General features: G+C 68.6%; 12 protein-coding genes. 7 read left to right on the forward strand and 5 right to left on the reverse strand.

Features of this window, described 5'->3' with window-relative positions:
• Positions 1-44 precede the first annotated feature (44 nt).
• Positions 45-761: an HAD family hydrolase gene (locus tag ABZX12_RS39820; protein ID WP_355700660.1), complete on the reverse strand. Its 717-nt coding sequence runs from the start codon at positions 759-761 to the stop codon at positions 45-47.
• Between the two features lie 44 nt (positions 762-805).
• Positions 806-2,044, reverse strand: a complete 1,239-nt coding sequence (locus ABZX12_RS39825; RefSeq protein WP_355700661.1) for a CPBP family intramembrane glutamic endopeptidase — start codon at positions 2,042-2,044, stop codon at positions 806-808.
• A gap of 46 nt (positions 2,045-2,090) precedes the next feature.
• On the opposite strand from ABZX12_RS39825, the gene ABZX12_RS39830 reads away from it, so the two are divergent.
• Positions 2,091-3,059, forward strand: coding sequence for a Dyp-type peroxidase (locus ABZX12_RS39830; RefSeq protein ID WP_355700662.1), 969 nt, complete (start codon positions 2,091-2,093; stop codon positions 3,057-3,059).
• Positions 3,060-3,062: 3 nt separating this feature from the next.
• Here ABZX12_RS39830 and ABZX12_RS39835 read toward each other — a convergent pair whose 3' ends face one another.
• A complete protein-coding gene (locus ABZX12_RS39835) occupies positions 3,063-3,977 on the reverse strand; it encodes a hypothetical protein (RefSeq protein ID WP_355700663.1) in 915 nt (304 codons plus the stop codon).
• Positions 3,978-4,080: 103 nt separating this feature from the next.
• On the opposite strand from ABZX12_RS39835, the gene ABZX12_RS39840 reads away from it, so the two are divergent.
• The 4 genes from ABZX12_RS39840 (at position 4,081) to ABZX12_RS39855 (ending at position 7,647) form a co-directional block, all read left to right on the forward strand.
• On the forward strand, positions 4,081-5,631 hold the full coding sequence (locus ABZX12_RS39840; protein ID WP_355700664.1) for an ATP-dependent DNA ligase: 1,551 nt from the start codon (positions 4,081-4,083) through the stop codon (positions 5,629-5,631).
• Complete coding sequence (locus tag ABZX12_RS39845; RefSeq protein WP_355700665.1) at positions 5,624-6,298, forward strand: class I SAM-dependent methyltransferase; 675 nt, start codon at positions 5,624-5,626, stop codon at positions 6,296-6,298. Before ABZX12_RS39840 ends, ABZX12_RS39845 begins: the two co-directional genes overlap by 8 nt.
• A gap of 102 nt (positions 6,299-6,400) precedes the next feature.
• On the forward strand, positions 6,401-7,003 hold the full coding sequence (locus ABZX12_RS39850; RefSeq protein WP_355700666.1) for a class I SAM-dependent methyltransferase: 603 nt from the start codon (positions 6,401-6,403) through the stop codon (positions 7,001-7,003).
• A gap of 98 nt (positions 7,004-7,101) precedes the next feature.
• Positions 7,102-7,647 carry a hypothetical protein gene (locus ABZX12_RS39855; RefSeq protein ID WP_355700667.1) on the forward strand — a complete coding sequence of 182 codons (546 nt, stop codon included), beginning with the start codon at positions 7,102-7,104 and terminating at the stop codon, positions 7,645-7,647.
• Between the two features lie 243 nt (positions 7,648-7,890).
• On the opposite strand, the gene ABZX12_RS39860 is transcribed toward ABZX12_RS39855, so the two are convergent.
• Positions 7,891-8,361 (reverse strand): UPF0158 family protein, encoded by a 471-nt coding sequence (locus ABZX12_RS39860; protein ID WP_355700668.1) that lies wholly within the window; start codon positions 8,359-8,361, stop codon positions 7,891-7,893.
• Between the two features lie 352 nt (positions 8,362-8,713).
• Here ABZX12_RS39860 and ABZX12_RS39865 point away from each other — a divergent pair, with 352 nt between their 5' ends.
• Entirely contained in the window at positions 8,714-9,661 is a 948-nt protein-coding gene (locus ABZX12_RS39865; protein WP_355700669.1) for a DUF1214 domain-containing protein, read from the forward strand.
• 160 nt (positions 9,662-9,821) lie between these two features.
• Here the strand turns inward: ABZX12_RS39865 and ABZX12_RS39870 are convergent, their stop codons facing one another.
• Positions 9,822-10,349 (reverse strand): hypothetical protein, encoded by a 528-nt coding sequence (locus ABZX12_RS39870; RefSeq protein WP_355700670.1) that lies wholly within the window; start codon positions 10,347-10,349, stop codon positions 9,822-9,824.
• Positions 10,350-10,469: 120 nt separating this feature from the next.
• Between ABZX12_RS39870 and ABZX12_RS39875 the strand changes: the two genes are divergently transcribed.
• Positions 10,470-10,727: a bacteriocin immunity protein gene (locus ABZX12_RS39875; RefSeq protein ID WP_355700671.1), complete on the forward strand. Its 258-nt coding sequence runs from the start codon at positions 10,470-10,472 to the stop codon at positions 10,725-10,727.
• The last annotated feature ends 17 nt before the right edge of the window (positions 10,728-10,744 follow it).

The raw sequence follows: 10,744 nt of genomic DNA on the forward strand, positions 1-10,744 counted from the left end.
TCCGGTGAACGGTTGCCAGCCGTAGCGCGTCGCGCACGGTGAGCTCAGGCGGCCGCTTCGTTCCACGAGTCGATCAGCGGGGGCAACTCGGCCAGACGTTGAACGGTCGCGTCCGGCGTCCCTTCGGTGTGCCCGATCTGCTCCTGCGGGATCGCGCTGTGCGGCAGGTGCGCGGCACGCATGCCGACGTTCTGCGCGCCCCAGACGTCGTCGAAGAGCCGGTCACCGACGAACAGGCACCGGGACGGCTCGGACACCCCGACCGCTCGCATCGCGGCCAGGAAGGCCTCCGGGTGCGGCTTGGTGTGCGCGATCTCGCTGGTGTAGACGGCGCCGTCGAGCAGGTCGAGCACGCCGTCGCGTGCGAACACCTCCTCATGCCGCCGCCGCGGCCACAGTGTGTTCGACAGGACGCCGACCTTCAGGCCGCGGTTGCGCAGCGCCTGCAGCGTGTCGACGGCGTCCGGCTCGAGCTCGGTGTGCGGGTCCCACTGCCGCTCGTACTCCGCGAGGGCCGCCGGGGTCATCACGACCTCGGCCAGCGCGCACACCTCCTCGAGTGTGCTGCTGCGGTGCTCGTCGCGGGAGCGCCGCCAGACCGAGCCCTCGGCCGCCACCAACCGGGCTGCCAGCTCATCGGCATTGCCGGCGTCGAGCAGAGTGGTCACGGCCCGCCACGTCTCGTACAGAGAAATGTCGTGCCAGGTCGCCAGCGTGCCGCCCCAGTCGAACAGGACGGCTTCGATCTTCGCGTTCGTCACCCGGCACAGCCTGCCAGAGCCGGCCGACAGTTCTCTCCTGCTTTTCAGCTCAGCCGGGCGATCTCCTGCCGCCGAGCCAGCCAGGCGACCGCGAGCGCGTAGAACGCCAGGCACGGGATGTCCGCGACGAACAGCGTCCACGGCGCGCCGCCCTGCACGTCCCACTGGTCGCCCCGGCCAGTTGCCGCAGGCAACAGAAAGGCGATCAGGTTGTTCAGTGCGTGCAGCGCGATCGCGGCCTCCAGTCCCCCGGTCCGGACCGTCAGCCAGCCGACCGTCACCGCGAACAGGAAGATGTCCGCCATCGCCCACCCGCTGTACCCGTGGGCCGACACGAACGCCGCGCCGCCGATCACGATCCCGGGCCACGGCGAACGGAACACGGTCCGCAGCCACCGCACCCGGCCGTTTGGCTCGTCCGGGCCGTAGGCGCCGACGGCCTGGATCAGCCAGCCGCGGAACACGAACTCCTCCGCCGCCGACTGGAACGGCACCAGCACCACGATCACCAATGCCGGGACGACGAACGCGCTCCAGCCGATCCAGTTCCCGCCGCTGGCCCCGATCGCGTCCTCGGGCGGGAACACCGCGTCGACCAGGAACCCCATCGCGAGCGACAGCACGATGTACCCCAGCGCCAGCAGGCAGCACCACAGCAGCCAGCGCCAGCGGATCCGGTTCAGCACCGAGGCGACGCTCCAGAACGGCCGGCGCTGCACCACCCACGCGGTCAGGCCGACGAGCGGCGTCAGGACGGCGAGCATCACCAGCGTGACGGCGAGGTTCTCGGTGTCGCTCGGGAAGATGTCGGCGCCGCTGGGCGCCGGGAACGGACCGGCCAGCAGCCGGTGCGCGATCGCCCAGACGACAACGACGAGCGAGGTCACGAAGAAGCCGAGCGCGCCGAGCAGCAGCGTCCCGACGACGGGCCGCCACCAGGCGTGCTTCGGCGTCCGGGCGAGGCGGTGGAACGGCGTCCCCACGGGCGCCGGGACGATGCGCGGCTCGCGGTACGCCGCCGGCGGGTAGCCGCCGTACGGCTGGGGGTACGGCGGCGGGTATTGCGGCGGGTATTGCGGCGGGTACGGCGGCGGGTATTGCGGCGGGTACGGCGGTGGATACTGCGCCGGATTTTGGGGCGGCTGCTGCGGCGGATAGTGGACCGGTTCGCCGTGCGGACCCGGAGGCGGGTAGGGGCCGGGGTGGGGCGGCGGCGGTGGAGGCTGCCCCGGCTGGGAGTATGGGCCCGGTTGCGGAGACGGCCCGGGCTGCTGCGGGTCCATGACTGGACTCTAGAAGATCGGGCCAACTGGACAGAGGGAGAACACGGTGGTTACTGAACCGACGCCGGACACGAGCCGGGCGACGAGCGCGCTGCCGCAGTCCGTGCTGATGCCGTTGAGCGGTTCCGCCATCTTCCTGGTGGTGCAGGTCGAGCCGGGCGGCGAGGAGCGCACCCGCGACCTGCTGGAGCGATTGAGCGGCCTGGTCCGCTCGGTCGGGTTCCGGGTGCCGGCCGGCAACCTGTCTTGCGTCACCAGCATCGGCTCGGAGGTCTGGGACCGGCTGTTCAGCGGCCCGCGCCCCGCCGAGCTGCACCCGTTCGTCGAGCTCAAGGGCGCCACCCATCACGCGCCGTCGACGCCGGGCGACCTGCTGTTCCACATCCGCGCCGCCCATCAGGACCAGTGCTTCGAGCTCGCCGCCCAGATCATGACCGTCCTGGACGGCGCCGCGACGGTCGTCGACGAGGTGCACGGCTTCAAGTACTTCGAGATGCGCGACCTGCTCGGGTTCGTCGACGGCACCGAGAACCCGGCCGGCGACGAGGCCCGCGACGCCGTGCTGATCGGCGACGAGGACCCGGACTTCCGCAGCGGCAGCTACGTGATCGTGCAGAAGTACCTGCACGACCTGAAGGCCTGGAACGGGCTGACCGTCGAGCAGCAGGAGCTCGCCGTCGGGCGGACCAAGCTCGACGACATCGAGCTCGCCGACGCCCGCAAGCCCGGCAACGCGCACATCGTGCTGAACGTGATCGAGGACGAGGACGGCAACGAGCTGCAGATCCTGCGCGACAACATGCCGTTCGGCACCGTCGGCACGCAGGAGTTCGGCACGTACTTCATCGGGTACGCCAAGACGCCGGCGGTGACCGAGCTGATGCTGCGGCGGATGTTCATCGGAGTGCCCGAGGGCAACCACGACCGGCTGCTCGACTTCTCGACCGCGGTCACCGGCGGCCTGTTCTTCACACCACCGGCGGACTTCCTCGACGACCTGCCGCCCGCGCCCTGACCGCTACTCGCCGAACAGCGGCGCGTCCACGACACTGCCCCAGCTGAAGTCCACCGGTTCGCCGAAGGTCGCCGGCGCCTTGCCGAGGCTGTTGATGACCGTCGCGGTCCCGTTGGCGTGCCCAACGGCGTACAGGTATCCGGCGCCGGAGTCCTTGTCGATGCCGAGCAGCAGCGTGCCGTATTGACCGCAGCGGCTGGCCATCAGCGTCTCGAACCCCTGCCAGGTGCTGGTCCGCACCGGCTTCACGACCGGCTTCATCGGCATGCTCAGCGGGATGTGGATCGTGTAGAGCGCGCCGCCCCGCGTCGTCGCCAGCAAGGTGTCGTACGTCGATGTGCGACTGAGCAGCGTGACGGCCTTGACGGCGGAGAAGCCGGGATAAGAACCGGCGGCCTCCCAGTGCTCGACGCCGTCGTTCGTCGGGTTCACGTGCCAGCGGAAGAGTGTGCCGTCGTTCCGAAGGGCGTACACCCGCCACCTCGGATCGTCGAGCGACCAGGACTGTGTCAGCGTGCGGAACACGTCCCAGCCGCCGCCGATCCGGGTCATGCTGCTTCTGAGGACCTTGCCGCCGGTCCCCTTCTCGACCCACTGGTTCGCTTGGTACATCGCGCCGCCGCTCACGACATGGCCGTTCAGCGACATCTCGTCGCCGAAGTCGTCGTCCCACACCCACTGGCTGCTGAGCGAGATGCTGCGGCCGCCGAATGCCTGCTTGGCCATGACGGTTGCCGGGCTCGCTGTGACCGGCGACGTCGCGACCACGTAGCGGTTCACGGTGTCGCCGCCCGCCGTCAGCGCACCGGCCTGTACCTGACAAGTGCTCGCCGTTGGCGCCGCTGATGCCGGAGCCATGCTCGTCAGGACCGGAACGGCCAGGGCCAGGCCCGCCGCCACTGCAATCGTCCGCCGCATCTCGACTCCCCCTTCGACAACCGCTCTCCCAGACAACGATGCGCACCGCTCCGTGAAAGTTGCGTGGCCGGGGATTGTCGGCGCGGTGCGACAGACTGGGAGCATGTTGCTCACCGAGGTGGTCCGGACGTCGGCCGCGCTGGCCGGGACCCGGTCGCGGCTGAAGAAGGCCGAGTTCATCGCTGACGTGTTGTCCAAGGCCACGGAGCCGGCCGAGATCGAGATCGTGGTGACGTACCTGTCCGGCGAGCTGCGGCAACGGCGGACCGGGGTGGGCTGGCGGACGCTGATGGAGGTTCCGGAGCCGGCCGCCGCGCCGTCGTTGACGGTCGAGGAGGTCGACGCGGCCTTCGCCGGCCTCGCCGAGATGTCGGGCGCCGGCGTGCAGGCTCGTCGCCGAGACGCTGTCGACGCGCTGTTCGAGCGGGCGACGGCGGACGAGCAGCGGTTCCTGCGGCTCCTCGTCGGCGGCGAGCTGCGGCAGGGCGCACTCGACGGCGTGATGGCCGACGCGGTCGCCCGCGCGACCGGCATCCCGCTGGCCGGGATCCGGGCCGCGACGATGTTGCGCGGAGCAGCTGCTCCGGTCGCCGTCGCCGTGCTGACCGAGGGCGAGGCGGGGCTGGCGCGGTTCGGGCTCGAGGTCGGGCGCGGCGTGCAGCCGATGCTGGCGCAGTCCGCGACGACCGTCGCGGAGGCTCTGGCCAAGACGGGGACACCGGCGGCGCTCGAGTGGAAGCTGGACGGGATCCGGATCCAGGCGCACCGCAACGGCGACCAGGTCGTCGTCTATACGCGGACTTTGGACGACATCACCTCCCGGGTGCCGGAGGTCGTCAGCGTCGTCCTCGCGCTTGACGCCCAGCAGGTCGTCCTCGACGGTGAGCTGATCGCGTTACGGGCCGACGGTCGGCCGGAGCCGTTCCAGGTGACCGGGTCGCGGACGGCGACGCGCGCCGCGACGGGGCCGGAGACCGTGCCGCTGACGCCGTACTTCTTCGACATCCTGCATCAGGACGGGCAGGACCTGCTCGCGCTCGACGGGGCGGCGCGGCAGGAGTGGCTGGCGAAGCTCGTGCCCGAGGAGCGCCGGATTTTCCGGCTGGTGACCGCGGACGCCGAGGCCGGGCAGGCGTTCTTCGCGGACGCTGTGCGTCGCGGCCACGAAGGCGTGGTGGTGAAGTCGCTGACCGCGCCGTACGAGGCGGGTCGGCGGGGGTCGGGCTGGGTCAAGGTGAAGCAGACCCACACCCTCGACCTGCTCGTGCTCGCGGCGGAGTGGGGTCACGGACGGCGGACGGGCTGGTTGTCGAACCTGCATCTCGGCGCGCGGGACGAGGAGACCGGCGAGTTCGTGATGCTCGGCAAGACGTTCAAGGGGCTCACGGACGAGCTGCTGCGATGGCAGACCGAGCGGTTCCAGGAGCTGGCCGTCCGGCAGGACGACTGGGTCGTCTACCTCCGGCCGGAGGTTGTCGTGGAGATCGCGTTCGACGGGGTGCAGACCTCGCCGCGGTATCCGGCCGGGATGGCCCTGCGGTTCGCCCGGGTGCTGCGGTATCGCGAGGACAAGAAGCCCGCAGACGTCGATACTGTCCAGACGGTGCGGGACATCCACCTGGGTACTGGGGAGGGCGTGGGCAACGATGAATGAGGACCCGGACGTCGTCTCACGGCGGATCGCGCGCGAGTCGCTGGATCGCGACGACCCGACGGGCTGGTTCGAGCACCTGTATGCCGCGGCCGCCGACGGCTCCGCGGTCGTCCCGTGGGATCGCGGGACGGCGCATCAACTGCTGCGCGAGTGGGTCGAGGAGTCCCAGCCCGACGGCGCCGACAAGACCGCGCTCGTCGTCGGCGCGGGGACCGGCTGGGACGCCGAGCTGATCGCCGACCGTGGGTACGACACGACCGCGTTCGACATCTCGCCGAGCGCGATCCAAGCCGCGCATCGCAATCATCCGGACTCCAGGACGCACTATCGCGTCGCCGATCTCCTGGCGCCGCCGGCGGCCTGGCACCATGCGTTCGACCTCGTCGTCGAGATCTACACCGTGCAGGCCCTGCCGATCACCCTGCAGGCCGAGGCGGTCAAGCAGGTGACGCAGTTCGTCGCCCCGGGCGGCACCCTGCTGGTGATCGCCGCGGCCCGCCCCGACGACCAGCCGGACGACGCGATCGAGGGTCCACCCTGGCCGCTCACCCGCAGCACCGTCCAGTCCTTCACCACCCCCGACCTCCACCTGATTCAGCTGATCCAATCTCCCAGCCCCACCGACCCCGATGTCCTCCGGTGGCGCGCGGAGTACCTGCGCGACTGAGCCTCGGTATTACGGTGCGCTCGATGGGCGCAGGCGGTCGCGGTGCGCGAGGACCGACCTCTCTTGGGGGAACCATTGGCCAACTGGCTTACTGACGGCCGCGTGCCGGAGTGGCCCGCGCTGGTGATGCGTGCGCAGGAGGCGGCGGTCGCCGTCGGGATGTCGCTGACGCGGGCCGGCGGCGGGCCTTCATGTTGCTTGCCGGCAGTCGGGCAGTTCCTCGCGGTGCTGGCGGCCGGATGCAGGGGCGGTCTGATAGGCGAGGCGGGTACGGGCGTCGGTTTCGGGACGGCATGGATGGTCGCGGCGATGCCCGCCGACTGCCGACTCGTGACGGTCGAGCTCGACGAGACCAAGGCGGCTGCCGCACGGCAAGTCTTCGCGGACGAACCACGCGTCGAGGTGGTTCACGGGGACGCGTTCGAGGAACTGGCGCGCCGTGCGCCCTTCGACCTGCTGTTCGCCGACGGCGGCCTGCAGCCGGCGGAGATGATGGACCTGATCCGGGTAGGCGGGCGAGTGGTGAACGACGACGTCACGCCGGTGAACCAACTGCCGTCCGACTCGCCGTACCTGACGCACGATCCGAAGCGGGACTTCTTCTTCGACGATCCCCGGCTCATCTCGACCGAGGTGGTGCTCCCGGACCTGCGGAACTCGCTGCTGGTGGGGACCCGGGTGTGTGATGTCTCAGGACATCGGTGACACTCATGGCCAACCACACCATCTGCTTGGCCCGACCGGGCGCGCTCGCTCAGCGGCAGATGAGTGCGTTTCGTCCGTAAGGTGGGCATGCTAGGCCGATGACTGATCTCGCTGCGTGGTCCGATCGGGTGAGCCGCTCCAGCGAGCAGCTGCTGGAGCGCTTTGACAAGCGATACGGCTACCCGCCTGGCGTCAACGTCGTCGTGACTGGCACCGGGCAAGGTGGCTCCCAGCTGAGCCAGGAACTCGGACCCTGCACACAGGTTCCGCCATCGATCGTGGAGTTCTTCAACGTCATCGAGGAGGTGAGCCTGCCCGATGTTTGGAACGGCTACTTTCTCGGACCGGCAACGTGGGTAGCCGCGAAACATGCCGACAGGTACCCCCGCTGGCTGGAGCTCGGGGGCCAGCGGGTCGAGATCCTGGTGATCGGCTCTGACGGCGGCGGCACCCTCTACGTCGTAGGCGTGGAGGAAGACTCGCCAGTCTTCAGGATCGAGGAGGCAGCGATCGAGTCTGGAGTGCTCTGCCCGACTACGGATCGCCAGGTCCAGAGGCTGGCAGCGAACTTCTCGGCGTTCCTTGAACTGTTCGCCAACAGTCTTGAGTCATACGCCGCCGGGGGGATCACACCCTCTGTCTAGCCTGAGCGGCAGTAGCGCGGACCGACCGCGCACTGTGCGGCAAATCCGGACGTCGGTCAGGTCGCGGTCTCGATGCCCATCAACGAGCGCAACTCGACGACCGGTTGAGCGATCGCCAGGGCGTCCGGTCCTGCGGTCAGTGGATCGAGATCACCCGGGTTGTGGACGTCTCCAGGAGGGATTGCGGCTCGGCAGCCACGGCCCGCACAGCGACTCTGGCCCTGCGTCATGTACGCGGGCGAGTTAAGGCAGGTCGGGCTCGGGGTGGTTGGTGACGAAATCGCGGACTGCGTCGTCGCCGATAAGCCCTTCGTCCAGCAGCCACTCGACGGCTCGGCGCTTGGCTCGCACGTCACGAAAGGCATGCCAGACCGGCACCAGCTCGGCGTGTTCCTCGTACAGCTCGTTCTTGAATCGGCGGAAGGCTCCCTTGCCGCGGATTGCCCGCTCCAACCGTCGTCCGACACGCTCGTCGCTGAGTCCCTCCGCGAAGTCAGCCATGTCCTGGTACCAGACATAGGAAGGGAGCGGATTGATGGAAATCAGATCCAACTCGTCAAGCTCGACAGGGTTCTCCCCATCGATCCCGGCATCAGATGTCCAGAACGCAATCTGGCCTGTGTTCGGGTCAATCAGCCAGCGGTGTTCGTAGTCAGTCTGGTCCGACAGCGCGGTTGCGATCTCGTCTACGTCGAGCTTGGCTAGGTCGAGCATTCGTCCAGCGTAGATCCCTGTTCCGGGCTGCGGCATGAGCCGACGTGCCAATGGGACACCGGCAGGTGCTCCACACCCCCGGCACCGCCCACCAACACGCCGTAGTGGCGATTTGGCTTGGTCACTTCTTCGAGGCTATGCCTGAGGCTTCGAAACCGATGACCGCGTGGCTGAATGGAACTTCCGCGAACGCCGCCGCTCCAACGTTCGCAAGCCGTGGCCAGAACTGAGGTGCGTGGCAGGCCGCTGGCCGTCGCGACTCACTCGGGCGGGTGCCTGGTTCGAGGGCTCGTAGATCTGGGTCCGAGGTCCGCCTAGGCTTCCGGCAGGACACCGCAGCAGGGAGGGTCGGATGGCGATCACGGTCAGCATTGACAACTTCGCACGCGCCGAGACGGACCGGATGTTCGCCGGCATCCAGGCCGGCGCCGGGGGGATCAATACGTTCCGGCACAACCGGGAGCCCGCACCCATCGACGAGCAGACCGTCATCCGGTTGAACCGCGACACCCTCTACAGCTTCGCCGTCGTCGACATTTCCGCCGGAGCAGGGGTGACGCTGCCCGACGCGGGTGAGCACTACATGTCTGCGATGGTGGTCAACAACGACCACTACGTCAACGCGATCTTCCATGACGCCGGTGCGCACGAGTTGACCGTCGACCAGTTCGACACCGACTACGTCCTGGTCGGTGTGCGGACCCTCGTCGACCCGGCTGAGGAGGGCGACATCGCCGAGGTCTCCCGGTTGCAGGACCAGATCATGCTGGAGGCCGGGGCGGCGCGGCCGTTCGTCTCCCCCGACTACGACAGGGTGAGCTTCGACGGCACCCGCGATGGGCTGCTCCAGCTCGCCAAGTACGTGACCGGGTTCGACCGGATGTTCGGCACCCGCGAGGAGGTCGACCCGGTCCGTCACCTGCTCGGCGCCGCCGCCGGGTGGGGCGGGCTGCCGACCAGGGAGGCCGCCTATGTTGGCGTCGAGCCGCGCGTCGACAAGGGCGACTACGAACTGACCCTCAAGGATGTGCCTGTCGATGCCTTCTGGTCGATCTCGGTCTACAACGCCCGGGGCTACTTCGAGCCGAACGGCAGCGGCCGCTACACGGTCAACAACATCACTGGAGTCCCGAACGACGACGGGTCGATCACGGTCCGGTTCGTCACCGACCCCAACGACCCGCGGGCCAACGCAATCCCCACTCCGGAGGGCTGGAACTTCCTGGTCCGCCTCTACCGACCGCGGCCAGAGGTACTCGACGGAACCTGGAAGGTGCCCACCCTGGTGCAGGCGCCTTGAACACGGTCGGGAAGACACCCAGTCAGCGCGTCGTCTGGGCGGAATGACGCTGGCTGCACCGGTTGCCACAGGGCAGCTTCATCGCACGCCGGCAACGCTCTGTCATCGGCAGAGCCGTGCTTCACGGACAGCGGCATGAGAGTGCGTTCTTGCGTACGGCTCAGCCGGGCGGGTCGAAGGTGATGTCAGCCGTCCGGAACGCCTCGGACCCATCACTCGGCGCGACAACCACGAGGAAGTCCGGCAACGCGTTAGGTACCGGCAGACCGTCAGGGCCACGCCCGCCAGGTTCCTCGTCCCAGGCCACAATGGATGCCCGAACGGAGTAGCGCCCTGGAGCAAGCGGCAGTGTGACAGGGCTGGACTGCGCATCGCCGACGGCCTCGATTCCGCTCAGGAAGATGGGTCCGCCATCAGCCACGAGAAGGTAAGGCTCGCTGGTCACAACTGTGTACCGGACCTCGCGCTCCGTCGCGGCGTCCGGGGCTACCGCAACGCGCACGCCGAACGCTCCGTCCCCTTGGATACCGATCGGGATCAGCTCACCCGACTGGATTGCCTCGGAGAGCCGTTCGTTGACACGCTCCTCCCAAGCGTCGTACCCGCCGATGTCGGCGAAGGCGGATCCCCGCCACAGCGCGAGCATTCCGGCGTCAGTGGCAACCGTTACTACGTGACCGTTCGGCACGAAGAGGAACGTACACGGTCCGGAGATGAGGTCCGCTCATCGGCACGAATTTCACTCTCTGCGGCAAATCAGTGGGCCGCCTGGCATGATCGGCCAGCCCATCGAAATCGGAGACGACTCATGAGCGCTTCGCCAAGCCAGCGTGCTGAACTCATCCGCATCGTGGGCCGGATCATGACAGGCGACTACGCTGGCGAGGAGGAAGCCGATCGCCTCGTTGCCGAGTTCCGGGCCGCTGTGCCGCATCCTCGCGCTGCTGACCTCATCTTCTGGCCGAACGATGAGTTCGATCACGATCCAGGGCCTTACCCCCGGTTCGTGGACACGGTGGTGGATTACGCCGCTGACGGGAGGGTAGCGGCGGTGCTGGTTTCGTAGGTGAGTGGGGACTGGTA

Source organism: Kribbella sp. NPDC003505, from assembly GCF_040610875.1.
Taxonomy (GTDB): domain Bacteria; phylum Actinomycetota; class Actinomycetes; order Propionibacteriales; family Kribbellaceae; genus Kribbella.

What these genes read in the sequence shown, in the direction of transcription:
- ABZX12_RS39825 (WP_355700661.1), bottom strand. Translation starts at nt 2,044, where the DNA reads ATGGACCCGCAGCAGCCCGGGCCGTCTCCGCAACCGGGCCCATACTCC.
- ABZX12_RS39835 (WP_355700663.1), bottom strand. Translation starts at nt 3,977, where the DNA reads ATGCGGCGGACGATTGCAGTGGCGGCGGGCCTGGCCCTGGCCGTTCCG.
- ABZX12_RS39840 (WP_355700664.1), top strand. Translation starts at nt 4,081, where the DNA reads ATGTTGCTCACCGAGGTGGTCCGGACGTCGGCCGCGCTGGCCGGGACC.
- ABZX12_RS39845 (WP_355700665.1), top strand. Translation starts at nt 5,624, where the DNA reads ATGAATGAGGACCCGGACGTCGTCTCACGGCGGATCGCGCGCGAGTCG.
- ABZX12_RS39855 (WP_355700667.1), top strand. Translation starts at nt 7,102, where the DNA reads ATGACTGATCTCGCTGCGTGGTCCGATCGGGTGAGCCGCTCCAGCGAG.
- ABZX12_RS39860 (WP_355700668.1), bottom strand. Translation starts at nt 8,361, where the DNA reads ATGCTCGACCTAGCCAAGCTCGACGTAGACGAGATCGCAACCGCGCTG.
- ABZX12_RS39865 (WP_355700669.1), top strand. Translation starts at nt 8,714, where the DNA reads ATGGCGATCACGGTCAGCATTGACAACTTCGCACGCGCCGAGACGGAC.
- ABZX12_RS39875 (WP_355700671.1), top strand. Translation starts at nt 10,470, where the DNA reads ATGAGCGCTTCGCCAAGCCAGCGTGCTGAACTCATCCGCATCGTGGGC.